Raw genomic sequence first — 24,613 nt, 5'->3', positions numbered from 1 at the left:
GGCCGGCTCATACGGCGATTGAAATGACCAGGTTGACGGGTGAACCAATTGGAAAGTGCGACATCGCCTTACCTACGTCAGCACGCCGGGAATCCGGTGGATTGGCGCGAGTGGGATGCCGAGGCGCTGGCGGAGGCGGCCGCGCGGGATGTGCCGATTCTGCTGTCGGTCGGGTACGCGTCGTGCCATTGGTTGTCGGCGCGCTGATTCACCACGATTCGATCAGCGCGACATCATGCTCCCGCCGCTGCCATTCCTTGGAGAGGCGACCGAGCCGGTCCGGGGCGGCGATGCCGCGCACGCCTGCGATCTTGCCGTCACGGATCTCCAGGATCGTGACGCCCACGACCCGATCGTCGAGTGTGACGAGCATGGCCGGGCAGCCGTTGACCACGACGGCGTGGATCGAGGGCGAGCCACCGATGAGTTTGCGTTTGGCCGGCGACGGTTTGAAGACTCGCATCGCGTTGGCGAGCCGTTCCGGGGTCGAGTATTGGATCAGCTTCTCGGCTAGCCCCAGTCCCAGTCCGGCACCGTCGGAGATGCCGGTCGCGTCGTCGGTCAGCAGCGCGAGCAGCCGTTCGGTCCGGCCCGAAGAAGCGGCGGCGACGAACGCTTCGACGATGCGACGTGCGGCGGCCTGGTCGATGTCGATGCCGTTGCGAGCGACGCCGATTCGACGCCGGGCTCGGTGGAGGTGTTGCTGACTCGCGGACACGGTGATGCCGAGAATTTCGGCGATTTCGGCGTGGCTGTACGCGAAGGCCTCGTACAGCACGTATACGGCCCGTTCGGTCGGCGACAGCCGCTCCATGAGCGTCAGCACCGCCAGAGTCACCGATTCGCGCTGCTCGACGGTGTCGGCCGGGCCCAGCATCGGGTCGCCGTCCAGGAGCGGTTCGGGCATCCAGGCGCCGGCCACGCGTTCGCGTCGCACCTGCGCCGAACGGAGCCGGTCCAGCGCCAAGTTGGTGACGATCTTGGTCAGCCAGGCCTCGGGTACCTCGACGTACTCCCGGTCGGCGGCCTGCCACCGCAGGAACGCGTCCTGCACCGTGTCCTCGGCGTCGGCGGCCGAGCCGAGCAGACGGTAGGCGAGTGAGGCCAGCCGATTGCGGCTGGCCTCGAAACGCGCCACGGTGGCGGTGTCCATGACCATGGACGCGACTCTAAACGGCGGCCGTGGCCGGTGCGTGCTCTCGGGTGGCGGCCAAGCGGTACTTGTGATTCGGCTTTCCGAACGTCGGGCGGCTCACGGCCCAGCCGCTGGTTCCCACGATCGCCGCCTTGACTCGCGCCGCCGACCGGCCGCACAGGGCCCCGGACTTCGAGCGCGCGTCACTGTCGACCAGCTGGAAGATCCCGTCCTTGCGGCCGAGGCTGATGTGGTTCCCGAAATAAGTCAGCGCGGTCGCCTTGCTCTTGCGCCCGGTCAGGTCGCCGACGATCGCGGCCGTGGCCTGCATACCGGTGAATCCCGCCGACGCGCAGGACATCGGCATCGGCTGTCCGTTGTCGCCGATGACGAAGGCGCTGTCACCGGCAACGTAGACATCCGGGTGCGAGACCGAGCGCATGTGACGGTCGACCGTGATCTGACCGTTGGCTTCCACCTCGATGCCGCTGGCGGCGGCAATCGGGTGGACGGCGAAGCCGGCGGCCCACACGGTCGCATCGGCGGCGAAAACGGTGCCGTCGACAGCGAAAGCCGCGGCCTCCTCGACACGCTCGATGGCGGTGTGCTCGTGGATCCAGATACCGAGCCGGTCGAAGGTGCGAAGCAGGTGACGGCGGGCCTTGGGGCCCAGCCAGCCGCCGAGTTCGCCGTTGGTGGCAAGGCTGACCCGCAGTCCCGGACGGGATTCGGCGATCTCGGTGACAGCCTCGATCGCGGTCAGATTGCCACCGACGACCAGCACGCTCCCGTCCTCACCCAGCTCATCCAGGTGGGCGCGCAGGCGCAGGGCGGACGGCCGTGCCGCCACGTGGAAGGCGTGCGCGGTGACGCCCGCAACGCCGTGGTCGGCGACGGTGCTGCCGAGCGCGTAGACGAGGGTGTCGTATTCGAGCTTATCGATCCCCTCGCCGTCGGCCACCGTGACCGTCCGATGCTCGGCGTCGATGCTGATTACCCGCGCCACCCGTAGCCGAATATCGGTGCCCCCGAACACCTCCGACAGCGGCCGGTGTGGGAGATCGTGTCCGGCGGCCAGTTGGTGCAGCCGCAACCGCTCGACGAAATCGGGTTCGGCGTTGACGACGGTGATCTCGAAGTCGTCGGAATGCAGTTGGCGGGCCAGGTATCCGGCCGAGAAGGCTCCGGCGTATCCGGCCCCGAGGACGACGATGCGGTGCTTCATGATTCGCTCCTGTCTGGTTCGCGTACTGCCTGAACGAGACAGCCCCCGAATTCCTGACAGCACCGACCGGTGACGTGCATCACCCGGAGCGGATCCGAGTTCAGCCTGCCAGCGGGTCGCTCGAGTCATCACCGCATACCCGGCAGAACCGAGGTGGATGGCGACCATCGCCGTCACGACCACCGCGAGTAGCAGCGGTGCGTGACGTCGGCTGCTCGATCGGGTATGTGTCGAGGTCATTGCCCAGCCTCGGCGGTCGTCGTGCCGGAGTCGTCGGGTTCGCGCCAGTCCGCGATGAGTGCGCCTCGGCCGAATCGATCGATGTCTCGGGTAATGGTGTCCTGGATTCGTTGCAGGGCTAGGTCATCGGTGGCGTCGATGCGCACGATGAGCAGGTCTCCGTCGGCGCTGATCATGCAGCGGCCCCAGGTATCGAAGTGGATCGTGGTGAGCGCGTCGGTCGCTTCGACGCGCAATAGCACCTGTCCCCGGGTGACCGGGTTTTTGCCGTGCATGCGTATCTTGTGGGCGCGTGGTGAGGCCATTGCGGTTGCGTGCTTGCGGAATTGGCGCAGATATCGGTCCGGCCGGTCGGTGGTGATGCGGGCTTCGATGATTGGCATGGTTCTCACATCCGAGTGATCGTGGCCAGCCACGCCTGGACGCCGTCCGGGTCGGGAAGAGCGGGACCTGAACCCAATTTATCGAGACACTGTGTCTATAGTCAAGAGTCAATGTATTCAGCAAAGGCATCGCGTATTGTTGAGGGGTGCCGAAGCTATGGAACGAAACGATCGAAGCGCACCGCTCGCAGGTGCACGACGCGATCCTGGACACCACCGCGGCGCTGGTGTTCGAGCAGGGTTTGCGCGGGGTCACGATGTCGCAGATCGCCGAGCGCACCGGCATCGGCCGCGCGACGTTGTACAAGTACTTTCCTGATGTCGAGGCGATCCTGCGGGTGTGGCATGCGCGCCAGATCGGTACACACATAAGCGAACTCACGCGTGTCCGTCAGAGTGCGGGCAGCCCGGGGGAGCGTCTGGATGCCGTGCTCACCGCCTACGCGCACATCGCGCACCAAACCGGTAGCCATGACCGGCAATTGGTGAAATTCCTGCACCCCGACGAGCGGATTGTCGACGCGCAGACGCAGCTTCGCCAGATGGTGCGGCAGCTGATCGAAGCGGGGGCCGATACCGGCGAACTCCGAAACGACATTGCCCCGGACGAACTGGCCAACTACTGCCTACACGCACTGTCTGCCGCGGCCGAGCTCACCACGTCCAAGGCCATCGACCGGCTCGTCGCGATCACCGTCAGTGGCCTGCGCCCGGAGTCGCGGTAGTTCGCCCGGAGGGGTGATCGCGGGCGTCCGGTCATGCCGGTGCGAACGCGCGGGCGGCGGCGCGTTGTCCGGGTTTCTACTCTGCTGCTGCTGCGCGCACGCCGCCGAGCCGCCGAATGCAGCAGACGTAGACCGACGATCACGGTGGACCCCTCGTGGCCTGCCACACCCAACGGCAGCGGGAGGTGTCCGACGAGGTCCCAGATCACCAGGACGGTGATGAAGGTGGCGGCGATAACCAGGTTCGCGACAACGACGCGTCGAGCACGTCGCGACAGATTGAGAGCGTCAGCCGACGGGGTACCGGTATCCACGAGGTAGGTGACAATCCGGACGCCGGGAGCCGAGGCCAGTGTCAGGGTCTCGTAGGCGAGGGTGAGTTCACCGACGACCGGGTGGCGGATGGCTTTGGTTCCGCTGCTGTGCACCGCCACCGTGTGTCCGGCCCACCAGATACGGAATTTGGGGCTGTGGGTGGCGAGTTCACCTACGAGGGTTATGAGCGCGGGATCGCAGGCGCCTCCGCGAGCGGCGGCATCGGCACGGTGGTCGGCGCCATTGTCGGCGCGCTGGTCATGGGTGTGATGAACAACGGCATGTCGATGCTCGGGGTGGGCAGTGACTGGCGGTTGGTGATCAAGGGCCTGGTCCTGCTCGCCGCGGTCGCCTTCGACGTCTACAACAAGTAGCGCGCCGCCGGATGTGTGCCGAAGTCGCTGCTGTGCAACAGAGTTCAGCGGGGCGGGGCGGTGCTGTCCCGGATCGCCAGGGTTGGCACCACCGGTGGTGCTTCTTCGGCCGGTTCTGCGGATTCGATCAGCTGTTGCAGCAGCCCCATACTGCGGCGGCCGACCTCGTCGAAGTCCTGCCGGACGGTGGTCAGTCGCGGGGAGAGGTAGGCGGCCTCGGGGATGTCGTCGAAGCCGACGACCGACACGTCCACGGGCACGCGGATACCGCGTTCGGTGAAGGCGCGCAACAGGCCGAGCGCCATCTGGTCGTTGGCGGCGAAGACCGCGGTCACGCCCGCGACCCGGCCGATCCGTTCCAGCGTGACGATGCTGACGCCGGAGCCGGCCGCGCGGGCCGCGCGCTTCCTGTTATTCATCCGCCGCCCTTCACGGCGAAATCGCGCTCGTCGACGTTTTCGAATGTTAGCGCTAACATCATCGGAAGAACACATCAGACCAACGAAAGGAGTCCCGCGGATGCCTGATCTGACGGTATGGAGTGTGGACCCCCGAACGGACTCGCGGCGCACACAGGTCGGGACCGAAGCCGATGCCGCACAGGTCGACCGGGTGGTGCGCGCGGCCCACGCGACGCGCGACGCGCTCGCCGACCGCGACCGCCGCGCCCGGTTCCTGCGCGCTGCCGCCGATGTCCTCGATGCCGACATCGACCGTCTCGCCGCGGAGGGCGACGCCGAAACAGCGTTGGGTCTGCCCCGCATGCGATCCGAAATCGGGCGCACCACAGGGCAATTGCGCGCCTTCGCCGAGGTCGTCGAAGCTGGCGGATACCTCGGCATCATCATCGACCACGCGGACGGAGCCAAGCCTGATCTGCGGCGGTACCAGGTGCCGCTCGGCGTGGTGGCGGTCTATTCGGCGTCGAATTTCCCCTTTGCCTTCTCGGTCGCTGGCGGCGATACCGCGAGTGCTTTGGCGGCAGGCTGCCCGGTCGTGGTGAAAGCGCATCCCGATCACCCGGCCACTTCCGAGCTGACCTTGTCCGCGCTGCGCGGGGCGGCGACCGAGGTCGGGCTACCCCCCGAGGTGGTCGGACTCGTGCACGGTTTCGAGGCGGGCGTACGACTGGTCCAGCATCCGCTGGTCACCGCAGCGGGATTCACCGGATCGGTGCGCGGTGGACGTGCACTGCATGATGCGGCGGCGGCGCGTCCGACGCCGATTCCCTTCCACGGTGAACTCGGATCGCTCAACCCGGTGGTCGTCACCGCGGCCGCGGCCGCCGAGCGCGCCGAAGCCATCGGCGCCGGACTCGCCGGATCGATGACGCTCGGCGTCGGACAGTTCTGCGTCAAACCCGGTCTGGTACTTGCTCCTTCCGGCCCGCACGGCGATCGGCTGGTCGGTGCGCTCACGGGCGCATTGGACACAGTCGAACCGGGCGTTCTGCTCGATCACCGCATCCGGGACAACTTCCTGCGGGGCGTCACCGAACGCGCCGAACTGAAGGGCGTCGAGGCCGCGCCCGCACCGGGCGCGGCCGGAGAGCACGCGGTGCGCGGGGGAGCGTTCACGATTGCCGCGAGCGAACTCGCCGACGGCGAGCACGAACCGCTGTTCGAAGAGTGCTTCGGGCCGGTCACCGTCGTGGTGCGATACGACACGGACGAGGAGATCCTCGCGACGCTGGACCGAGTCCCCGGCAGCCTCACCGCCACCGTCCACATCTCCGCAAATGAGCGCACCGGCACCGAATCCACTGCCCGCCTGCTGGCGCGTCTCCCGGAAATCGCCGGGCGCATCGTCATCGATGACTGGCCGACTGGCGTTGCGGTGACCGCGGCCCAGCATCACGGGGGCCCCTACCCGGCCTCCACCTCCACCTCGACCTCGGTGGGAGCTACCGCGATCGAACGGTGGCTGCGCCCGGTGGCGTACCAGAACACTCCGGAACGGCTGCTGCCCCTGGAACTACGCGACGACAACCCGCTCGGCCTGCCCCGGCGCGTCGGCGGGCCGAAGAAGATGGATGGATAGCTATGCGGATCAGCAAGATCGAGACTCACGTCGTCGGGACGCCATGGCGCAACCTGACTTACGTGCTGGTGCACACCGATGAGGGGATCACCGGTGTCGGCGAGACCCGCATGCTCGGCCACACCGACGCACTGCTGGGGTATCTCCAGGAGGCGCAGCACAATCACGTCCTCGGCTCGGATCCGTTCGCGGTCGAGGATCTGGTGCGGCGCATGAAGTACGGCGATTACGGACGGGCCGGGGAGATCGTCATGTCCGGCATCGCCGCTATCGAGATGGCCTGCTGGGATATCAAAGGCAAGGCGCTGGGAGTACCGGTCTGGCAGTTGCTCGGTGGCGCGGTCACCCATCAGGTCAAGGCTTACGCCAATGGCTGGTACACCACCGAACGCACCCCGCAGGCGTATGCCGCGGCGGCCCGAGGCGTTATCGAAAAGGGTTATCGCGCGCTGAAAATCGATCCGTTCGGCGCCGGGCACTTCGAACTGTCGCACGCCGAGACCATGACCGCGGTCGCCTTGATCGAGGCGGTGCGTGACGCGATCGGTCCGGAGACCGAGCTGATGCTGGAGATGCACGGCCGGTTCAGCCCTGCTACAGCGGTGCGCCTGGCCCGGGAACTGGCACCGTTCCGGCCCGCCTGGCTGGAGGAGCCGATTCCACCGGAAAACCTCGCGGCACTGTCAAAAGTGGCCGCCAAGACCGATATTCCGATCGCGACCGGTGAGCGCATCCACGACCGCATCGAATTCCGGGAACTGTTCGACACCCAGGCCGTGGACATCATCCAACCCGATCTGGGCCACATCGGCGGTATTTCCGAGACTCGGAAACTCGCCGCCACCGCCGAGACGCACTACATGCAGGTGGCGCCGCACAATGTCGGCGGGTCCGTGCTCACGGCCGCCTCGCTTCAAATCGGTTTCAGCACACCAAATTTCAAGATACTCGAACACTTCAACGATTTCGCCGACGCCGAGATCAAGAAGGTGGTCACCGGTGCGCCCGAGGTGATCGACGGCTATTTCCACCGCCACGACCGACCCGGGTTGGGAGTCGAATTCGACGCCGACGCGGCGGCCGAATTTCCGCAACAGCGCGCACATTTCGATCTGTGGGCCGATGGCTGGGAGAAACGCGCTCCCGCAGGGCCGCGGTGAGCGGCGGACTGGCGCTGGTGGTCGACGGGCCGGACACCTTCGAGCTGGTCCCGCATCTGCCACGTCCGCCCGCGCACGGTGAGGCGCTGGTGCGCGTGCACGCAGTCGGCATCTGCGGCAGCGACCGTGAAATCGTGCGCGGCACCCGACCTGCGGGATATGTGCAGTATCCGGTGATTCCCGGCCACGAGTGGTCCGGCACGGTCGCTGCGGTCGGCGCCGAGGTGCCCGTGGACCTGGTCGGCCGCAAAGTGGTGGGCGAAGGGTTCCGGAACTGCCAACGCTGCGACCGTTGCCGTGGCGGCGAAACCTCCTTGTGTACAGCGGGATACGAGGAAACCGGGTTCACCCAGCCGGGCGCGATGGCGACGACCCTCACCCTGCCCGCGCGGTTGCTGCACGTGCTCGACTCCGACGCCGACCTGACCGCGGCCACGCTGATGGAGCCTGCGGCGTGTGCGGCGGCGGCGGCCTTGTGCGCCGGGGTCCGGCCTGGTGAGCGGGTCGCCGTCGTCGGCACCGGTACGCTCGGCTTGCTGACGGCCCAACTGCTCGCGGCAACCTCACCGGCAGCGCTGCTCGCGGTCGGACGTCACCCCCAGCACGCCGGTCGAGCGTTCGCGTTCGGCGCGACCGAGTTCCGTTTGGCCGAGAATCTGTCCGATCAAGGCGAATTCGATGTCGTCGTGGAGGCGGCTGGAGCCCCGGACAGTGCCGCCGCGGCCGCGACACTGCTGCGCCGTGGCGGACGTCTGGTGCTCATCGGGATTCCGGCGGCGGGCGCGATCGGTCTCGATCCCACTGACCTGGTTGTGCGGCAGTTGCAGGTGCGCACGGTGTTCGGCGCACCACCGGCGGCGTGGACCCATGCGGTCCGCGCGTTCAGCACCGGGATTCTTGACTCGCGGCCGCTGATCACGCATCGAATGCCGTTGACGGATTTCGCTATAGCCATGAAGCTGCTCGACTCCGGCGACCCGGCGGTCGGCAAGGTGCTGCTCTTTCCCGATTCCGCCGAACTGTGACGGAATTCCCCGTCGGCTCGCCCGATCCCCTCCGATCTGAAGGACTCTCGATGACAGATTCCCGAATTCCCAGACTGCCTGGGCACTCTCAGCTGAACCTGCTCGGACTGGCTGTGCCCCAGCCACGTTCGGAGGACGCTTCGCCGCACAGCTTCCCCGATGGCGGGCAGTGGCGCACCGAAATTCCCTCCGTGGAGGGACCCGAGGCACTGGCGGCGGTGCTCGCCGAGTCTCACCGGCTCGACGTACCGATCCATCGGATCAGCCAGGGCAGCGGCATCTGGATGCTCACCGACGCCGAGATCACCGAGATGGTCGACGCTTGCGCCGCCGGTGATATCGAGCTCTGCCTGTTCACCGGACCGCGCGCGACCTGGGACATCGGCGCGGGGACCCGGACACCGGCCGGTGGCACCGGCCCACGGGCTCTGGGGCACAGCGGGTTGGCGGGCTGCGTCGAGGATGCCGTGCGCGCCATCGAACTCGGTGTGCGCTGCATCCTGGTCGCCGACGAAGGCGTGCTGTGGGTGCTGCATCAGCTGCGCGCGGCCGGAAATCTGCCCGCCGACACGACATTAAAACTGTCGGCCCTGATCGGGCCGGTGAACCCGGCCGCCGTCGCGGTCTACGAACGGCTGGGCGCGGATTCGATCAACGTGCCCTCGGATCTCACCGCCGCGCACTTCACCGAAATCCGGCGCACCAGCCGGGTCCCGCTCGATCTCTACGTCGAAACCCCCGACGATCTGGGCGGCTACGTGCGCATGTACGAAGCGGCGGAGCTGATTCGGCGGGCCGCGCCGATCTACCTGAAGTTCGGCCTGTCCAAGGCCCCCGGCATCTATCCCTCCGGTGCGCATCTGCGCGAGACCGTGGTCGCGACCGCGCGGGAAAGGGTGCGGCGCGGGCGGCTCGTCCTGGATCTGCTGCGGCGGCTCGACTCCGACGGCGGGATGTCGCCGCTCGGCGCCCGGCTGCCCGGCGAACTCGAGCGCTTCCCGGTGCCGGAATCGGCTGTGGCGCTGAGCTGATGGAGATCCTTACCTCGGTGCTGGCTGAGCTCGGTGAGGGGCCGACCTGGGATAGCGCCACGCGCCGACTGCTGTGGGTGGACATCCTGGACTGCCGAGTCCACTGCCTGGATCCCGAATCCGGTGCGGTCGAATCGATTACCGTCCCACAGCATGTCGGTGCGGCTAAACCGCGCAGCGGCGGCGGACTGGTGCTGAACCTGCGTGATGGCATCGGCCTGCGTGGCCCGGAAGGTTCGTTCGACTGGCTGTTTCACGATCCGGTCGCCGGACGACGTGGCAACGACGCCGCCGTCGCTCCGGACGGCGCGCTGTGGGCAGGCACCATGCGCTACGACGAGACGCGTGGCGGCGGTACGCTCGCCCGGATAGCACCCAGCGGCACGGCCGAGACGGTCCTCGGCAATGTCGCGGTGAGCAACGGCATCGGCTGGAGTCCAGACGGCCGGCGCATGTATTACATCGATTCCTCGACCGGACGCATCGATACTTTCGATTTCATCGACGGCCATGCCCATAACAGAAAGCCTTGGGTCACCATCGAATCCGGTGCCGGCTGGCCCGATGGACTCACCGTGGACGCCGCCGGGGCGATCTGGGTGGCGCTGTGGGACGGCGGCGCGGTCCGCCGCTACACTCCGCACGGCCGCCTCGACCGGGTCGTGGAGCTGCCGGTACCGCGGACCACCGCGTGCGCTTTCGGCGGTGCCGAATTGACCGACCTCTATGTCACCACTGCCCGAATAGGGTCGTCCCCAGACAATTCGGCGGCCGGGCGTCTGTTCGTTCTTCCCGGAGTGGGACAGGGCCTGACTCAGCCTGCATTCCAGGGCTGACTCCCACCGGCACCGGGAAGCCGGGGGCGGCAACGGCGGCGGTGGTCGGGATGGTGGTGTTGCAGCTGGTGCCCGATTCATGGTCGCCGAGGAGGGGCTCACGCTGGCATTCGAAGTGGCGACCGAGGCGGATGCCTTTCCCGCGCAAGCCGGATGGCAACCGTGGTTCAATCGTTCGCTTGGCCCGGGTGCTGAGCCCGTTGAAATCGACTTCGCGCCGAGCTGGCAGGAGCAGCGCGGACCCGATTATCTGCCCGCCGGCATGCGTATCGAGCCGCGGCAGGGCCCCTGCACCGAGATTCGGATCAACGTGCGCGCGGCGCGGTGGTGCTGTCGCGCGCGATGAGAATGGGCACGACCTGCGGGGATTCGAGTGGCGCGCCGTCAGATTCGATGAGCCTCAACAACATTCGCATGCTGCAGCGGCCGACCTCGTCGAAGTCCTGGCGCACCGTGGTCAACGGCGGCGACAGATAGGCCGCTTCGGGGATGTCGTCGAACCCGACCACAGAGATGTCCTCCGGCACCCGGAGCCCGCCTTCGGCGAGGGCCCGCAACAACCCGAGTGCCATCTGATCATTGGCGGCGAAGACCGCGGTCACCCCGGGTTGTGCGGCCAGCACCGGGCCTGCCTCGTACCCGGATCTCGCGCTCCAGTCTCCGGCGATGATCGGCGGCACCACCGCGCCCGCGGCCTGCAGAGTCTGCCGCCACCCGTCCACGCGGTCGCGGGACTCGAGCCAGCCATTGGGACCCGAGATGTGCCAGACGGTTTCGTGTCCCAGGTCCAGCAGGTGCTGCACGGCCAGCCGTGCGCCCTCGACCTGGTCCACGGACGCGGACGGCAGACCGGCGTCCTGCCCGGCCTCCACGGCGACGGCAGGCAGCGTGGCGGGCAGGCTGTGCAGCGCCGCCGCCGCGACCACCAGCGGCGCGATGATGATGACGCCGTCCACCCCCTGGTCGGCCAATGTCTCGACCGCGTCGAGGACTTCGGCGCGGTCGGCGCGCTGCAAGGTCGCGATGCTGACGCCGTAGTGCGCTGCCCGTGCCGCGCGCTCGATGCCGAGCAGCATAGACGCCGGGCCGTAGAGGACGGTGTCGAAAGTGACCACTCCCAGCACCTTCGAGCGGCGGCTCGCCAGGCCGCGGGCCATGGCATTGGGCCGGTAGTCGAGTTCCTCGACCGCGCGCAGCACCCGCTCGCGGGTCTCCGGGCGCACCCGCGGGCTGTCGTTGAGCACTCGGGAGACGGTCTGATGGGAGACCCCTGCCCGCTTGGCCACGTCGATCATGACCGCGGGCCGGTCACGCTGCGGGGCAGCGCCATCGGCAACTCTCTCGTTGTCCCTCACATGCGCGCCCTTTCGGCTGTCTCGTTCGGATTGAACCAGGGTACGGGTTTGATCAGACTCTTGACGAGATCAATGTGAGCGTTAACACTATCAGGATCTTCCCATCATCAATTGTTCGTCGCAAGGGAGACACCTCGTGTTCAAGAGGCTCGTCATCGTCGTCAGCGCTCTCACTCTCGCCACCGCCGCGGTGGCCGGCTGCGGAAGCAGTTCGGGAGGTGGTGGAACCACCCTCGGATTCTCCCAGGTCGGAGCCGAGAGCGGCTGGCGCACCGCCAATACCCAATCCATCCAGGACTCCGCCAAGGACGCCGGGATCAATCTGAAATTCGCTGACGCGCAACAGAAGCAAGAAAACCAGATCAAGGCGATCCGGTCGTTCATCCAGCAGCGCGTCGACGTCATCGCCTTCTCGCCGGTGGTCGAATCCGGATGGGACACCGTGCTGAAAGAGGCCAGGGACGCCAAGATCCCGGTCATCCTAACCGATCGCGCCGTCGATTCCAAGGATCCCTCGTTGTATGTCACCTTCCTCGGCTCGGACTTCGTCGAGGAGGGCAAGAAGGCCGCGCAGTGGGTGGTCGACACCTACGGGAGCTCGAATGAGACCGTTAACATCGCCGAGTTGCAGGGCACCACGGGTTCCGCCCCGGCCATCGATCGCAAGAAGGGCTTCGCCGACCTGATTGCGGCGGACCCCAAATTCAAGATCGTCGCCTCGCAAACGGGCGATTTCACCCGCGCCAAGGGCAAGGAGGTCATGCAGGCGTTCCTGGCCTCGCATCAGAAGATCGATCTGCTGTTCGCCCACAACGACGACATGGCCCTGGGCGCGATCCAAGCCATCGAGGAGGCCGGTCTGAAGCCCGGTAAGGACATCAAGATCGTATCCATCGATGGTGTGCACGACGCGCTGCAGGCTCTTGTCGACGGCAAGGAAAGCTATGTCGTGGAATGCAATCCGCTGCTCGGCCCGCAACTGATGGACCTGCTCGAGAAGGTCAAGGCGGGGCAGCCGGTGGAGCATCGCATCGTTACCACCGAAACCACCTTCACTCCCGAACAGGCCGCCGCGGCATTGCCGAGCCGCAAGTACTGATCGAGGCTCGGGATTGCTCGAAGAGACTGAGGTGCAAGCGATGTCGGACTCCACGACCGCGCCGCTGCTGTCCATGACCGGCATCGGCAAGCGATTCGGCGCGGTGACCGCGCTGACGGCGGTGAACCTGCGACTGTTCCCCGGCGAGATCCACGCCCTGGTCGGGGAGAACGGCGCGGGCAAATCCACTCTCATCAAGGTGCTCACCGGGATTCACCCCGCCGAAGCCGGAACCATTCTGTTCGACGGGCAGCCGGTGCGCTTTACCGGGCCGCAGCAGGCCCAGCGCGCCGGGGTGAGCACCGTCTACCAGGAGGTGAACCTGTGCCCGAATCTCTCGGTCGCGGAGAACATCTACATCGGCAGGGAACCGCGTCGGGCCGGACTGGTGCGCTTCCGTGCGATGCGGCGGGCGGCAGCGGCGCTGGTGACCCGGATGGGGCTGGAGGTGGATGTCGCCGCGCCGCTCGGCTCGTATTCGCTTGCGGTGCAACAGCTCATCGCCATCGTACGGGCCGTCGACCTGGACGCGCGCGTGCTGGTGCTGGATGAACCCACCTCGTCATTGGACGCCGGTGAGGCGGGGCAGCTGTTCGCGCTCATGCGCCGCCTGGCCACCGATGGGGTCGCCATCCTGTTCGTCACCCATTTCCTAGATCAGATCTTCGCCATGTGCGATCGGGCGACGGTGCTGCGCAACGGAACCCTGGTGGGGGAGTACGCGGTAGCCGAGCTGACACACAAGACCCTCGTCGCCCGCATGCTCGGTAGCGCGGCTGGAACCCTCGAAGAAATAGAAATGGAGAGCGCACAACATGACGGGCCGCGCACCCGGACCGGCGAACCCGAGCCGCTGCTCACCGCCACCGGGGTGAGCGGGCGGCGGAACTCGGTCGCGCCCTTCGACCTGACGGTGCACGCTGGCGAGGTGGTCGGCCTGGCCGGGCTGCTCGGGTCCGGGCGCACCGAGACGGTTCGGCTGCTGTTCGGGGCCGATCGCGCGGCAACGGGCAGCGTCGCGATGACCGGCGCGACCGCCCCGCTGCGATCACCGCGCACCGCAGTCGCCCACGGCGTGGCCTTCTGCCCCGAAGATCGCAAGACTCAAGGGTTGATCCTCGAGTTGTCGGTGGCGGAGAACATCCTGCTTGCCGCCCAGGCCGCGCGCGGCTGGGCCCGGCCGATCCCGGCCCGCAAGCGGGCGGAATGGGTATCGAAATACATTGCGGCCCTGCGTATCACCCCCGCCGATCCGGCCCTTCCGGTCAAGGCCCTCTCGGGCGGGAATCAGCAGAAAGTCCTGCTGGCGCGATGGCTGGTGACGCAGCCGCGGCTGCTGATCCTCGATGAGCCCACCCGCGGCATCGATATCGGCGCCAAGACCGAGATTCAGCGCCTGGTGCTGTCGTTATCCGAGGAAGGAATGGCCGTGGTGTTCATTTCCGCCGAATTGGAGGAGGTGCTACGTCTGTCCCACAAGGTCGAAGTGCTGCGCGACCGCCGACTGGTCGCCGAGCTGCCCAACGACGCGACACTGACCATGAACCGGCTCATGGAAACCATTGCGAGCGGGTCGATCTCATGAGCGCATGGGCATCCGCACTGATCCGCCACCGCCTGGTGTGGCCCGTGGCCGCGCTGCTGGTGCTGCTGGCCGTGGATGTCGTGCACACCCCCGACTTCCTGGCCGTGCGTATGCAGGACGGTCATCTCTACGGCGGTCCGATCGACATCCTGCGCTATGGCGCCCCGCTGGTACTGATCTCGGTGGGCATGACCCTGGTCATCGCCACCAGGGGAATCGATCTGTCGGTGGGCGCGGTGGTCGCCATCGTCGGGGCACTGGCCTGCCTGCGCATCGAAAAGCTGTCGGATCCGGGATCGATGGGCGGCGTGCTCGCGGCCGGCGGGGTGGCCGTTGTCGTGGCCGCGGCATTGGGACTGTGGAATGGCATCCTGGTGGCGCGCTTCCGGATTCAACCGATCGTGGCCACACTGATTCTGATGGTGGCCGGGCGCGGTCTGGCCCAGCTGATCACCCAGGGGCAGATCATCACCGTCAATAGCGGTCCGTACCACGTGATCGGCGCGGGCTTCCTGCTCGCCGTGCCGGTGCCCGTGCTGATCGCGGCCGTGGTCACGGTGCTGGTCGCGTTGCTGCTGCGGCGCACCGCCCTTGGCTTGCTGCTGGAATCGGTCGGCGGCAATGCCGAGGCCTCGCGGCTGGTGGGAATCCGGGCGGCCGTGCTGATCGCGGGGGTGTACGTGGTGTGCGCCTGCTGCGCGGCGGTGGCCGGTCTCGTGATCAGCTCCAATGTCTCGGCCGCCGACAGTAATAACGCCGGTTTGTGGATCGAGCTCGACGCCATCCTCGCTGTCGTGCTCGGGGGCACGGCGCTCACCGGAGGCCGGTTCCATCTCGGCGGAACAGTGTTGGGCGCGTTGGTGATTCAGACGCTGACTACCACCATCTACACCATCGGCGTGCCGCCGGAGATCACGCTGCTGTTCAAGGCGCTGGTCGTGATCGCGGTCTGCCTGGTCCAATCACCGGTGTTCCGGGCCAAGGTGTTCCCCGCTCGCCCGGACCGGCAGCGTGCGGCACCGACCGCGCCCGACACCGAAGACGGCGCGGTAGCCGCCGCGCCCAGCGAACAGGAAGCGGTCAACCGATGAACGCCCCCGTCGTCGACGAGGCCGAACGGCCGGTCTCGGAGCTGAAAAGCCTTGTGCTGCACGGTCAGCGCTATACGCCCGTGCTGGTAACCGCGGCGCTGTTCGTGATCATGTACGGCGTCGGCGTCGCGCGCTACCCGGCGTTCGGCTACCCGCAGGTCTTCGTGAACCTTTTCATCGACAACGCCTTTCTGCTGGTCCTGGCCGTCGGCATGACCTTCGTGATCCTCACCGGCGGCATCGACCTGTCCGTCGGTGCGGTCCTGGCCGTGAGCACCGTGATCTCGGCGTGGTTGGTCACGGTGTACCACTGGCCAGCCCCGGTGGTGATGGCACTGATCCTGGTGGGCGGCACCGTATTCGGCGCGGGCATGGGCGCGGTGATCCACTACTTCGAGATCCAGCCGTTTATCGTCACCCTGGCGGGCATGTTCCTCGCCCGCGGGCTGTCCTATGTGATCAGCACCGACTCGATCACCATCACCGACCCCACCTACACCCACCTGGCCCAGCAGCGCATCCATCTCGGCTCCACCGTCTTCGTCTCGGTGGGCATGCTGGTGGCGCTCACCGTAGTGGCAGCTGCCTTCGTGGTGCTGCACTACACCCGTCTCGGTCGCACCGTCTATGCCCTCGGCGGCAACGAGCAGTCCGCGGTCATGATGGGACTTCCCGTGGCGCGCACCAAGATTGTCGCCTATGCCATCAGCGGTGGTTGCTCGGCCCTCGGCGGTATCTTGTTCACCTTCTACACCCTCTCCGGGTGGAGCCTGCACGCGGTCGGCATGGAATTGGACGCCATCGCTGCGGTGGTCATCGGCGGCACGTTGCTCTCTGGCGGCACCGGATTCGTCCTGGGTACCGTGCTCGGCGTCCTGACCCTCGGCGTCATCCAGACCATCATCAGCTTCCAGGGCACCCTGAGCTCCTGGTGGACCAAGATCGTCATCGGCACCCTGCTGCTGGTATTCATCCTGCTGCAGCGTGTCCTTGGCGGCCGCGCCCGCGGGCAAGGCTGAGTCCCTACGGGTAGATGGATTTGCCCGCCTCGCGCGCTCTGCAGGTGTCGCGGGCTGATTTTCGTCAGTCGAGTATCGGTTGGGGGGGCTGCGATGGAAATGCCGACGGTATGGTTCGGACCCTGGCGTCGGCCCGCCCATGTGAAGAGTGCGCCCAGGATGCCGTATTTCTTGCGGATCAGTGCGCGCGTGCACTCGGTCGCGGCGGTGTCCTGGATCTCGGCGTGACCGACGACCGCGTCTCCTCTAGTGGTCGTGCCCCTGGCATTGCAGGGCGTGGATGATCTTTTCGGATAGGGATTCGAGCCTTGACGTAGTGTGCGCCGCGGTCGCGCAACTCGTCTTATAAGGCCCATGAGAACCTGGACGACTCGACGACCGCCCACCAGACCCTGCTGGACGCGGTTCGACTGATCCGATCGCAAGGCTGATCCCATGGCAGCATGAAGCATCGACCCGCGGGGCAGCGTCCGCGTAGGTCGCATAATTTTTACGAAATCCGGCGCTCGGGCTCAAGTGGTCCGGCATTGTTCGCGGTCGAGGTAGAGCGTCGCTGACGGTGTGGTGGCACCGTCAGCGACGCCGTCTGTGCGGATCAGCGAGCGATCGAGATCGCGAAGGGTGCGAATCCGGTGGATCGGATTACGTGCGGTACGAACAAAATCGCGGCTTCGGCTGCGCGTGCGGTCTCGATACCGCCGAGGTCCGTGATCCACTCCTGGTGCCAGCCGAGGTCCGCGAGCAGCCCTCCGACGACCTGCTTGGCCTCCGGGTCCTCGCCGGAGAGGAACGCGGTGGGCGGCTGGGTGAGCGTAGCGGGCGCGGTCATCACCGAGAACAGCATCGTGTTGAGCGTCTTGACGACGTGCGTCTCGGGGAGCGCTGCCTGGAGTTGCTCCGCGAGGCTCGAGCCGGGGTAGACGAGAGCGGCGGGCAGTCCGTCCGGTCCGTCGACGGTGGCATTGGAGACGTCGACGAGGATCTTGCCGCGCAGTTGCTCGCGCAGCGCGGCGAGCCGCTCCAGCGAGCTGTTGCCCGGCGTGGCGTTGATGACGATCTGTGCTGTCCGGGCAGCGTCGGCCGCGGCGCCCGGCAAGCGGTCCGCCACGGTTACTGTGTGCCCGGCCCGGGTGAGAGCGGTGGCCAGGCCGCCGCCGACGCGGCCGACGCCGAGAATGGCGATCTTGCTCATGGTGAAAGTCCTTCTGGTTGTTGGGTTCTGGTCAGCGGGAGAGTGTGGCGACCGCATCGGCGTGCATGCCGGGCGCCGCGGCCAGGAAGCTGTCGCTCCCCAAGGTCCAGGGGCGGCCCTCGGCGTCGGAGATCCGTCCGCCGGCCTCGGCGACGAGCAGCGCCCCGGGAAGCAAATCCGCGCGGCCCCCGGCGAACTGCCAGAAGGCGTCGATCCGGCCGGCGGCCACATTCACCAGATGCAGGGTGGCGGGCACGGCTATGCGCACCACGAGCGCGTCGATGAGCATCTCGGTGATCGAGGAGCCGACGCGTCGCACGACCTTCTCGTCCTCGTCCGGCCTGGCCTGGCTCGTGGCCACGATGCTCAGCCCGAGGTCCTTGGTTCCCGACACGTGCAGCGGCCGACCGTCGAGGTGGGCGCCGCCGCCGGCGAGCGCTGTGTAGGTCTCGCTGGTCAGGGGTAGATGGACCGCGGTGAGCACCGGCTGGTTGTCACGCACGAGGGTGGCGGTCACCGCCCACTCCGGTAGGGCGTGTAGGTGGTTGACGTTGCCTTCGACCGGATCCACGACCCACCATTCGCCGGCCGGCAGCGCGCCGCCGTCCAACTCTTCCCCCACCCAGTGAGCGTCCGGGCGCAAGGCTTCGAGGCGGGGACGCAGGATGTCGAGAACCGTATCGTCGTTGGCGGCAAGCGCGTGCATCAGCTCTTCGCGGGTCTCGTACCGGACCACGTCGCCGAAGCGCTCCCGCAGCCCCGAACTCGCCGCGCGTACGGCGATTGCGGTCTGTGCGAGCAGTTCGGCGTCGGAAGATGTTGCAACACCGGTGTTTTGAATTCTTTCGGGCATGACGGGTGCTCCAATCCGAGCAAGGGTAATGAGGTCAACCGGGCGAGGAATCGTGGCTTCTTGCGCCCGCACCTCGAACATTAAGAGCGGCAATCATTAACATCAAGTGCATGTAAAGCACGGCTAGCATGACTCTCATGCAATTGGATTTGAATCTGCTCGCCGCGCTCGACGCTCTCCTGGAGGAAGGCAGCGTGGCCGGCGCGGCCGAGCGCCTGTACGTCACCGCCCCCGCGATGAGCCGCAGCCTCGGCCGAATCCGGCGCACGACAGGCGATCAGATACTGGTGCGCACAGGCCGCACGATGACCCCGACGCCCTACGCGCTCGCGGTCCGGGAACAGGTGCACGACCTGCTGATGCAGGTCCAGGGCGTGCTCGCGCCGAGCCGCGAACTCGACCTCGCGACGCTCGACCGCACCTTCACGCTGCGCTGGCATGACGCACTGGTCGCCCTCAGCGGCCCCGCCCTGCTCACCGCCGTGCGCGAGCAAGCGCCGGGCGTACGTCTGCGCTTCATCGCGGAATCGAGCATCGACACCCCCGAGCTGCGCCGCGGCGAAGTCGACCTCGCCGCGAACGCGGACCGCCCGACCGCACCCGAGATTCGCTCCGATCAGGTGGCCGAGACCCCGCACGTCATCGTCGTACGGCACGATCACCCGCTCACCCATATCGAGACCGTCACCGCCGCGCGGTACGCCGCGGCCGAGCACATCACCGTCTCGCGGCGCGGAAAACTCACCAACATCCTCGACGAGGAACTCGCGCGGCTCGACCTCACCCGACGCGTGGTGGCGACCGCGCCCACCGAACGAGCCACGCTCGAGTTCGTGCGCGGCTCCGACCTCCTCGTCACCGCCCCTGAATGCACGGCGCGTTCAGTCGCCGCAGATCTCGGCCTGGTCCTGCTCCCGCTCCCATTCGACCTGCCACCGGCCCGGGCATACCTGTCATGGCATCAGCGCTATGACACCGACCCCGCACACATCTGGCTACGCGATCTGGCGCGGACCGCGTTGACCAGTGCGATGAGAGGACAGGGTCAGGGTCAGACGGCGCATTGACACCTGCCGACGCAGAGAGGCCGGCCACTGGGGGCTGCTGCTCCGGCCGGTGCGTGGTGTAGGTCTGAGCATCGAGTGCTTCGCATTGGCGCTGGTCGCGGTTGGAGCCAACTGTATGCCGCCTGCCTGTCAGGCTGGTCGGATCGATTGGGACAATGACGATGCAACTAGTCCTATGTGCTGGCGGGTCGCGACGTGGGCGGATGGGAGGCGATGTGGTGTCTCACCGGTCGCGTGTCATTCGGCCCCGCGGGGTTATGAGTGGGTCACGCTGTGCGCGCTCGAGGTGTGGAAGGTTGGAATCGTGAACCAATTGTCTAGTGCGACATCGCCTTACCTGCGTCAGCATGCCGGCAATCCGGTGGATTGGCGCGAGTGGGATGCTGCGGCGTTGGCGGAGGCGGCGGAGCGTGATGTGCCGATTCTGCTGTCGATCGGATACGCGAGTTGCCACTGGTGCCATGTGATGGCGCACGAGTCCTTCGAGGACGAGGCGACCGCGGCGCTGATGAACGAGAACTTCGTCTGTGTGAAGGTGGACCGGGAGGAGCGGCCCGATCTGGACGCGGTCTACATGAATGCCACTGTGGCCATGACCGGTCAGGGGGGCTGGCCGATGACCTGCTTCCTCACCGCGGACGGTGAACCCTTCTACTGCGGCACCTACTACCCGAAGTTGCCGCGTGGGGGGATGCCGTCCTTCACTCAATTGCTCGCCGCCATCACCGACACCTGGCTCAACCGGCGCGATGAGGTGACCAAGGCATCCGCTCAGGTGACCGAGGCATTGCGGGCGCAAGCGGCCAGTTTGCCCGAGGGCGATTTCGGCATCACCGCCGAACTGCTCGACCACGCGGTGACCGCCGTGCTGCGCGATGTGGACGACAAGCACGGCGGTTTCGGCGGCGCGCCGAAGTTTCCGCCCTCGGCGCTGCTGGAGGGACTGCTGCGCAGCTGGGAGCGTACCGGTGATCCCGCGGTAATCGAGGCGGTGACCCACACTGCCGAATCGATGGCGCGCGGCGGCATCTACGACCAGTTGCGCGGCGGCTTCGCGCGCTACTCCGTCGATGATGCCTGGCTGGTACCGCATTTCGAGAAGATGCTCTACGACAACGCCCAATTGCTGCGCGCGTACGCACATTTGGCGCGACGGACGGGTTTCGCATCACGGGGTGAGACGGTCCTCGCGCGGCCGCTCGCGCTGCGCGTCACGGAGGAGACCGTGGGCTTCCTGCTCGACGATCTCGGTACCGAACAAGGCGGTTTCGCCTCCGCTCTGGATGCCGACACCCACCTGGAACCGGACGGCCCCGGAGTCGAGGGCGCTACCTATGTGTGGACTCCGGCCGAACTGATCGGTGAGCTCGGCTCCATCGACGGTGCCTGGGCCGCAGATGTTTTCGGAGTCACCACGGCGGGCAATTTCGAGCAGGGTACCTCGATCCTCACCCGATACACCGATCCCGACGCCATCAAGGCGACAGTGCCCGTCGATCCGGACGGCCCGGCGCGTTTCCTGCGCATTCGCGACACCCTCCGCGAAGCGCGCGACCGCCGCCCGCAGCCCGCACGCGACGACAAGGTGGTGACAGCATGGAACGGGATGGCGATCACCGCGCTGGCCGAAGCCGGAGCCGCGCACGGCCACCCGGAATGGGTGGCGGCCGCAGCGCGTTGCGCTCGCTATCTGCTCGCCGAGCATGTCGTCGATGATCGGGTGCTCCGAACCTCCCTCGGCGGCGTCGCAGGCGCGGCTCCCGGCGTGCTGGAGGATTACGCGTGGCTGGCCGTCGGGCTGCTCGCCCTGCACCAGGCCACGGGCGAATCGAGCGCGCTCGCGGACGCACAACGCCTGCTGGACAAGGCAATCGAGCACTTCGCCGACTCCGATTCGCCGGGCAGCTGGTTCGACACCGCGGACGACGCGGAAACCCTCGTCACCCGCCCGCGCGATCCGATCGACGGCGCCACCCCCGCGGGCGCCTCCGCGCTTGCCGAAGCACTCCTGACCGCAAGCGCCGCAAGCGATCCGGTCGATGCGGTGCGTTACCGCGAACTGGCCGACCTGACCCTCACCCGCGGCGCGATAGTGCTCGCCCGTGCGCCGCGTTCGGCAGGTCAATGGTTGACCGTCGCCGAGGCGGCCCTGCGTGGCCCGCTCCAGGTCGCCATTGTCGGCCCGAGCGGCGCATATCTTGGTGGCGCCGAACTGTCTGCCACCGCGCCGGGCGCCCGCGAGTTCGAGGACGAGCGCGGATTGCTCTCGGCCGCGAGGCGATGGGCGCCAGGGGGCTCGGTAATCATCGCGGGCGAACCGGACTCGGTGCCACTGCTGGCCGATCGGCCGCTGGTGAATGGCGCGGCGGCGGTGTACGTCTGCCGAGGCTCCGTCTGCGACCTACCGGTCTCGACCGGGGACGACGTCCGGTCGGCTCTGGAGGCCGAGGAAGTCGAGCGCGATTGAGCGTACCTCCGCCTTCGCTCCGGCTGAGCCTATTAGGCTCGCGAGATGAGCTTCGAGACAACGATGCAGAAGGTATTCACCGGGTTGAACGCCGCCATCTATCGAGCGAGCAAAGGCAGGGTCGGGGGTCGAATGTTCGGTGCTCCGGTGCTGCTGCTGCACACCGTGGGACGCAAGACCGGTAAGGAACGCACGACACCGCTGTTGTATCTGCGTGAGGGCGAGCGCTACATCGTCGTCGCGTCCAATGGTGGTTCGGCGACTGATCCGGCCTGGTGGCCCAACTTGAAAGCCAAGCCGGAGACGACGATTCAGGTCCGTGGTGAGATCATCTCGGTTGTTGCCGCCGAGGTATCGGACCAGGAGAGGTCCGAGCTTTGGTCGAAGCTCGATGCGATGTACTCCGGCTATGCGCAGTACCGCACCAAGACCGACCGTCAGTTTCCCACCATCGCACTGACCCCTGCGGGTAAGTAGCGCGGGCCACCTCACTCGGCTTCGGTTGCCGCCGTGCGGATCTCCGCGATCGGGCTGCGATCGGTTGCCGGATCGGTGCTGCCGGAAGTCTGGGTGACAACGAGCGCGGCGTCCGAGTCGCTTCCGTTGGTCCCGGGTTGCGCGGTGGCATCGGCGGAGTCGACATCGGTCCAGCACGGCGTAGGTTCCGGCATGCCACGCAGCAGGATGTTCTCATAAAGCGTCCATTTCGACCGCTCGTGGGGTGCTGCCGCCGCGATCGCCGACCCGCTCACCAGGATTCGCCGTGGAACTTCCTTGGCTTCGGTGGTCAGGCGGGCCGCCTCGTTGACCGCGTCGCCGATGACGGTGTACTCCAAACGGGTATCGGTGCCGACGTCTCCGGCGAAGACAAGGCCGAGCGCGACCCCGATGCCGATGTCCAGCTCGCCGGTGGCGATCACCTCGTCGCGGATCCGACGCGCCGCGCGTAAGGCGGGGGTTGCATTGTCCCCCAGGGCGATCGGTGCTCCGAAGATGCACAGTGCCGCATCGCCCTCGAACTTGTTGACCAGCCCGTTGTTCTCCTCAGTCGCCGCGACGACGGTCGAGAGCAGCCGATTGAGCTTGGCGACGAACTCCTGCGGTGGCAGCCCGGTGGAGAGTTCGACGGATCCGGTGACATCGACGAACAGCGCCGAAACCACCCGCACATCACCGGTCAGATCGACCCCGCGTGCCAGCGCGCGTGCGGCGACCTCCGCGCCGACGTGCCTGCCGAACACATCCCGCATCCGCATCCGCTCACGCAGATTCGCGGCGAGTTCGTTGACCGAGTGCTCGAGTCGCCCGATCTCACTTGCGCTGCCGACCGGGACGCGCACATCCAGTTCACCGCGGGTGATCAGGTCGAGTGCGCGGCGCAGCATCCGCAGCGGGGCGGCGACGGCGCGCGCCAGCGTCGCGGTGGCGAGCGCGCCGACGCCGATCCCGACCGCGGCGACATAGATGCCCGTCCGGATGCGGTCGGAGGTACTCGATACCGGATTCGCGAGCACCACGATCAGCATCAGCAGCGGCACCGCCCCCGACACGGCCCAGGTCAGTACCACCCGGACGAAGACCGTAGAGCTCCAGTGCATCGTCGCGCCGAGCACCGCGGCCACGATCGGAATGGTCGGCCGGATCAGCCGGTCGACGATCAGGAAAGTCAGTGCGGCCGACTCGAATCCGCCCAGGATGAACATCGACATCATGACGGCAAGGTCGTTTTGGGGCGTCACCCGCGCGAACGCCACGGCAGACACGATCACACCCGGCAGCCACAGGGCAAGGGCGCGCGTTGTGATGGCGATGGGTAGCCGCAACAGGCGATGTGCCTCGTCCGTTGTGGGTTCGCGTCCTTCGTCGAGCCAGCCGAAGTACACCGTCCGGTCGCGGATCGCGAGTGCGATACCGACGAGGAATCCGAGTGCGGGGTAGATGGCGACCAGAGCCATGGCGTGCAGGGTGTCCGGGCCGAGCCTGTTGAAGAAGCCGCTCAGCCACAGCTCGGTGACGATGACGGCGAGGCCGCTGAGGTTGCAGGTGATGACGACCGCGGCCAGACCCCAGCGTGCCCGCAGCGCCCAGACGACCAGCTTGGCGATCATCGCGTTCGCACGCCTTGCCGCGAGGTCGTCGGCGGCCGGGCAAACAGGTTCATATCAGGATCGCCTTCACCGGCAGCGCGATGCTGCGGAGCGCAGCGACGGGGAACACGAACGAGCAGCATAGAGACAGGGCTGCCGACAACGGCAGTTTCCTGGTGATCTCGTCGGACATGCCGGCGAATTCCGCGCTCACGCCGCCGACCAGCTGCCGAGCCGTGACCCGTCTACCGGTGTCGGTCGTCTTTTGTGCCATTGCCTGCCGCCCCGAATCGGATTACCTCGTGTCCG

General features: G+C 67.1%; 23 protein-coding genes and 2 pseudogenes. 15 read left to right on the top strand and 10 right to left on the bottom strand.

Going from position 1 to position 24,613, the window contains the following annotated elements:
* Positions 1–39: 39 nt before the first annotated feature.
* A pseudogene (locus ACLMAJ_RS01820) lies at positions 40–192 on the top strand (DUF255 domain-containing protein); the annotation flags it as partial.
* Between the two features lie 16 nt (positions 193–208).
* On the opposite strand, the gene ACLMAJ_RS01815 reads toward ACLMAJ_RS01820, so the two are convergent.
* The 3 genes from ACLMAJ_RS01815 to ACLMAJ_RS01805 all read right to left on the bottom strand — a co-directional run bounded on the left by ACLMAJ_RS01815 (position 209) and on the right by ACLMAJ_RS01805 (position 2,983).
* Positions 209–1,159 (bottom strand): sigma-70 family RNA polymerase sigma factor, encoded by a 951-nt coding sequence (locus ACLMAJ_RS01815; RefSeq protein WP_412011663.1) that lies wholly within the window; start codon positions 1,157–1,159, stop codon positions 209–211.
* A gap of 10 nt (positions 1,160–1,169) precedes the next feature.
* On the bottom strand, positions 1,170–2,360 hold the full coding sequence (locus ACLMAJ_RS01810) for an NAD(P)/FAD-dependent oxidoreductase (RefSeq protein ID WP_412011662.1): 1,191 nt from the start codon (positions 2,358–2,360) through the stop codon (positions 1,170–1,172).
* A 236-nt stretch (positions 2,361–2,596) separates the two neighbouring features.
* Complete coding sequence (locus ACLMAJ_RS01805; protein ID WP_412011661.1) at positions 2,597–2,983, bottom strand: DUF2218 domain-containing protein; 387 nt, start codon at positions 2,981–2,983, stop codon at positions 2,597–2,599.
* A 146-nt stretch (positions 2,984–3,129) separates the two neighbouring features.
* Between ACLMAJ_RS01805 and ACLMAJ_RS01800 the strand changes: the two genes are divergently transcribed.
* A complete protein-coding gene (locus ACLMAJ_RS01800) occupies positions 3,130–3,708 on the top strand; it encodes a TetR/AcrR family transcriptional regulator (RefSeq protein ID WP_412011660.1) in 579 nt (192 codons plus the stop codon).
* A gap of 107 nt (positions 3,709–3,815) precedes the next feature.
* On the opposite strand, the pseudogene ACLMAJ_RS01795 reads toward ACLMAJ_RS01800, so the two are convergent.
* Positions 3,816–4,445: pseudogene (locus ACLMAJ_RS01795) on the bottom strand (MmyB family transcriptional regulator); the annotation flags it as partial.
* Positions 4,442–4,891, bottom strand: a complete 450-nt coding sequence (locus ACLMAJ_RS01790; protein WP_412011659.1) for a substrate-binding domain-containing protein — start codon at positions 4,889–4,891, stop codon at positions 4,442–4,444. The gene ACLMAJ_RS01790 and the pseudogene ACLMAJ_RS01795, both read right to left, overlap by 4 nt.
* Positions 4,892–4,916: 25 nt before the next feature.
* On the opposite strand from ACLMAJ_RS01790, the gene ACLMAJ_RS01785 reads away from it, so the two are divergent.
* The 6 genes from ACLMAJ_RS01785 (at position 4,917) to ACLMAJ_RS01760 (ending at position 10,835) form a co-directional block, all read left to right on the top strand.
* The gene (locus ACLMAJ_RS01785) at positions 4,917–6,437 is read left to right on the top strand and encodes an aldehyde dehydrogenase (NADP(+)) (RefSeq protein ID WP_412011658.1); all 1,521 of its coding nucleotides are present in this window, start codon (positions 4,917–4,919) and stop codon (positions 6,435–6,437) included.
* Between the two features lie 2 nt (positions 6,438–6,439).
* On the top strand, positions 6,440–7,597 hold the full coding sequence (locus tag ACLMAJ_RS01780; RefSeq protein ID WP_412011657.1) for a mandelate racemase/muconate lactonizing enzyme family protein: 1,158 nt from the start codon (positions 6,440–6,442) through the stop codon (positions 7,595–7,597).
* The gene (locus ACLMAJ_RS01775; protein ID WP_412011656.1) at positions 7,594–8,622 is read left to right on the top strand and encodes a zinc-dependent alcohol dehydrogenase; all 1,029 of its coding nucleotides are present in this window, start codon (positions 7,594–7,596) and stop codon (positions 8,620–8,622) included. The genes ACLMAJ_RS01780 and ACLMAJ_RS01775 overlap by 4 nt, the downstream gene beginning before the upstream one ends.
* 50 nt (positions 8,623–8,672) lie before the next feature.
* Positions 8,673–9,653 (top strand): hypothetical protein, encoded by a 981-nt coding sequence (locus ACLMAJ_RS01770; RefSeq protein WP_412011655.1) that lies wholly within the window; start codon positions 8,673–8,675, stop codon positions 9,651–9,653.
* Entirely contained in the window at positions 9,653–10,489 is an 837-nt protein-coding gene (locus tag ACLMAJ_RS01765) for an SMP-30/gluconolactonase/LRE family protein (protein WP_412011654.1), read from the top strand. The genes ACLMAJ_RS01770 and ACLMAJ_RS01765 overlap by 1 nt, the downstream gene beginning before the upstream one ends.
* A gap of 79 nt (positions 10,490–10,568) precedes the next feature.
* Positions 10,569–10,835 carry an aldose epimerase family protein gene (locus ACLMAJ_RS01760; protein ID WP_412011653.1) on the top strand — a complete coding sequence of 89 codons (267 nt, stop codon included), beginning with the start codon at positions 10,569–10,571 and terminating at the stop codon, positions 10,833–10,835.
* Here ACLMAJ_RS01760 and ACLMAJ_RS01755 read toward each other — a convergent pair.
* A complete protein-coding gene (locus tag ACLMAJ_RS01755; protein ID WP_412011652.1) occupies positions 10,795–11,844 on the bottom strand; it encodes a LacI family DNA-binding transcriptional regulator in 1,050 nt (349 codons plus the stop codon). The genes ACLMAJ_RS01760 and ACLMAJ_RS01755 overlap by 41 nt on opposite strands.
* Positions 11,845–11,980: 136 nt before the next feature.
* Here ACLMAJ_RS01755 and ACLMAJ_RS01750 point away from each other — a divergent pair, with 136 nt between their 5' ends.
* The 4 genes from ACLMAJ_RS01750 to yjfF are packed head-to-tail and all read left to right on the top strand — an operon-like array spanning position 11,981 to position 16,638.
* Positions 11,981–12,943, top strand: coding sequence for an ABC transporter substrate-binding protein (locus ACLMAJ_RS01750; protein WP_412011651.1), 963 nt, complete (start codon positions 11,981–11,983; stop codon positions 12,941–12,943).
* A gap of 40 nt (positions 12,944–12,983) precedes the next feature.
* On the top strand, positions 12,984–14,528 hold the full coding sequence (locus ACLMAJ_RS01745; protein ID WP_412011650.1) for a sugar ABC transporter ATP-binding protein: 1,545 nt from the start codon (positions 12,984–12,986) through the stop codon (positions 14,526–14,528).
* Entirely contained in the window at positions 14,525–15,619 is a 1,095-nt protein-coding gene (locus tag ACLMAJ_RS01740) for an ABC transporter permease (protein WP_412011649.1), read from the top strand. The genes ACLMAJ_RS01745 and ACLMAJ_RS01740 overlap by 4 nt, the downstream gene beginning before the upstream one ends.
* Entirely contained in the window at positions 15,616–16,638 is a 1,023-nt protein-coding gene (gene yjfF, locus ACLMAJ_RS01735; RefSeq protein WP_412011648.1) for a galactofuranose ABC transporter, permease protein YjfF, read from the top strand. Before ACLMAJ_RS01740 ends, yjfF begins: the two co-directional genes overlap by 4 nt.
* 595 nt (positions 16,639–17,233) lie before the next feature.
* Here yjfF and ACLMAJ_RS01730 read toward each other — a convergent pair.
* Together ACLMAJ_RS01730 and ACLMAJ_RS01725 are read right to left on the bottom strand one after the other, a co-directional pair.
* Positions 17,234–17,830: an NADPH-dependent F420 reductase gene (locus ACLMAJ_RS01730; protein WP_412011647.1), complete on the bottom strand. Its 597-nt coding sequence runs from the start codon at positions 17,828–17,830 to the stop codon at positions 17,234–17,236.
* A 31-nt stretch (positions 17,831–17,861) separates the two neighbouring features.
* Positions 17,862–18,683: an inositol monophosphatase family protein gene (locus ACLMAJ_RS01725; RefSeq protein ID WP_412011646.1), complete on the bottom strand. Its 822-nt coding sequence runs from the start codon at positions 18,681–18,683 to the stop codon at positions 17,862–17,864.
* Between the two features lie 137 nt (positions 18,684–18,820).
* Here ACLMAJ_RS01725 and ACLMAJ_RS01720 point away from each other — a divergent pair, with 137 nt between their 5' ends.
* From ACLMAJ_RS01720 to ACLMAJ_RS01710, 3 genes are all read left to right on the top strand, one after another.
* The gene (locus tag ACLMAJ_RS01720) at positions 18,821–19,750 is read left to right on the top strand and encodes a LysR family transcriptional regulator (protein ID WP_412011645.1); all 930 of its coding nucleotides are present in this window, start codon (positions 18,821–18,823) and stop codon (positions 19,748–19,750) included.
* Between the two features lie 301 nt (positions 19,751–20,051).
* A complete protein-coding gene (locus ACLMAJ_RS01715; RefSeq protein ID WP_412012014.1) occupies positions 20,052–22,217 on the top strand; it encodes a thioredoxin domain-containing protein in 2,166 nt (721 codons plus the stop codon).
* Positions 22,218–22,262: 45 nt separating this feature from the next.
* The gene (locus ACLMAJ_RS01710) at positions 22,263–22,694 is read left to right on the top strand and encodes a nitroreductase family deazaflavin-dependent oxidoreductase (RefSeq protein ID WP_412011644.1); all 432 of its coding nucleotides are present in this window, start codon (positions 22,263–22,265) and stop codon (positions 22,692–22,694) included.
* 11 nt (positions 22,695–22,705) lie between these two features.
* Here the strand turns inward: ACLMAJ_RS01710 and ACLMAJ_RS01705 are convergent, their stop codons facing one another.
* Together ACLMAJ_RS01705 and ACLMAJ_RS01700 are read right to left on the bottom strand one after the other, a co-directional pair.
* Positions 22,706–24,325, bottom strand: a complete 1,620-nt coding sequence (locus tag ACLMAJ_RS01705) for an adenylate/guanylate cyclase domain-containing protein (protein WP_412011643.1) — start codon at positions 24,323–24,325, stop codon at positions 22,706–22,708.
* A gap of 49 nt (positions 24,326–24,374) precedes the next feature.
* Positions 24,375–24,578 carry a hypothetical protein gene (locus ACLMAJ_RS01700; protein WP_412011642.1) on the bottom strand — a complete coding sequence of 68 codons (204 nt, stop codon included), beginning with the start codon at positions 24,576–24,578 and terminating at the stop codon, positions 24,375–24,377.
* Positions 24,579–24,613 lie beyond the last annotated feature (35 nt).

Source organism: Nocardia arseniciresistens (assembly GCF_046764875.1).
GTDB lineage: Bacteria > Actinomycetota > Actinomycetes > Mycobacteriales > Mycobacteriaceae > Nocardia > Nocardia arseniciresistens.
This window is presented reverse-complemented; position numbering and strand designations above follow the sequence as displayed.

Bases quoted from the DNA above. Each gene is read 5' to 3' on its own strand.
- ACLMAJ_RS01720 (WP_412011645.1), top strand. From the start codon at position 18,821: ATGCAATTGGATTTGAATCTGCTCGCCGCGCTCGACGCTCTCCTGGAG.
- ACLMAJ_RS01765 (WP_412011654.1), top strand. From the start codon at position 9,653: ATGGAGATCCTTACCTCGGTGCTGGCTGAGCTCGGTGAGGGGCCGACC.
- ACLMAJ_RS01760 (WP_412011653.1), top strand. From the start codon at position 10,569: ATGGTCGCCGAGGAGGGGCTCACGCTGGCATTCGAAGTGGCGACCGAG.
- ACLMAJ_RS01745 (WP_412011650.1), top strand. From the start codon at position 12,984: ATGTCGGACTCCACGACCGCGCCGCTGCTGTCCATGACCGGCATCGGC.
- ACLMAJ_RS01785 (WP_412011658.1), top strand. From the start codon at position 4,917: ATGCCTGATCTGACGGTATGGAGTGTGGACCCCCGAACGGACTCGCGG.
- ACLMAJ_RS01710 (WP_412011644.1), top strand. From the start codon at position 22,263: ATGAGCTTCGAGACAACGATGCAGAAGGTATTCACCGGGTTGAACGCC.
- ACLMAJ_RS01705 (WP_412011643.1), bottom strand. From the start codon at position 24,325: ATGATCGCCAAGCTGGTCGTCTGGGCGCTGCGGGCACGCTGGGGTCTG.
- ACLMAJ_RS01725 (WP_412011646.1), bottom strand. From the start codon at position 18,683: ATGCCCGAAAGAATTCAAAACACCGGTGTTGCAACATCTTCCGACGCC.
- ACLMAJ_RS01700 (WP_412011642.1), bottom strand. From the start codon at position 24,578: ATGGCACAAAAGACGACCGACACCGGTAGACGGGTCACGGCTCGGCAG.
- ACLMAJ_RS01815 (WP_412011663.1), bottom strand. From the start codon at position 1,159: ATGGTCATGGACACCGCCACCGTGGCGCGTTTCGAGGCCAGCCGCAAT.
- ACLMAJ_RS01780 (WP_412011657.1), top strand. From the start codon at position 6,440: ATGCGGATCAGCAAGATCGAGACTCACGTCGTCGGGACGCCATGGCGC.
- ACLMAJ_RS01805 (WP_412011661.1), bottom strand. From the start codon at position 2,983: ATGCCAATCATCGAAGCCCGCATCACCACCGACCGGCCGGACCGATAT.
- ACLMAJ_RS01740 (WP_412011649.1), top strand. From the start codon at position 14,525: ATGAGCGCATGGGCATCCGCACTGATCCGCCACCGCCTGGTGTGGCCC.
- ACLMAJ_RS01770 (WP_412011655.1), top strand. From the start codon at position 8,673: ATGACAGATTCCCGAATTCCCAGACTGCCTGGGCACTCTCAGCTGAAC.
- yjfF (WP_412011648.1), top strand. From the start codon at position 15,616: ATGAACGCCCCCGTCGTCGACGAGGCCGAACGGCCGGTCTCGGAGCTG.
- ACLMAJ_RS01790 (WP_412011659.1), bottom strand. From the start codon at position 4,891: ATGTGTTCTTCCGATGATGTTAGCGCTAACATTCGAAAACGTCGACGA.
- ACLMAJ_RS01810 (WP_412011662.1), bottom strand. From the start codon at position 2,360: ATGAAGCACCGCATCGTCGTCCTCGGGGCCGGATACGCCGGAGCCTTC.
- ACLMAJ_RS01730 (WP_412011647.1), bottom strand. From the start codon at position 17,830: ATGAGCAAGATCGCCATTCTCGGCGTCGGCCGCGTCGGCGGCGGCCTG.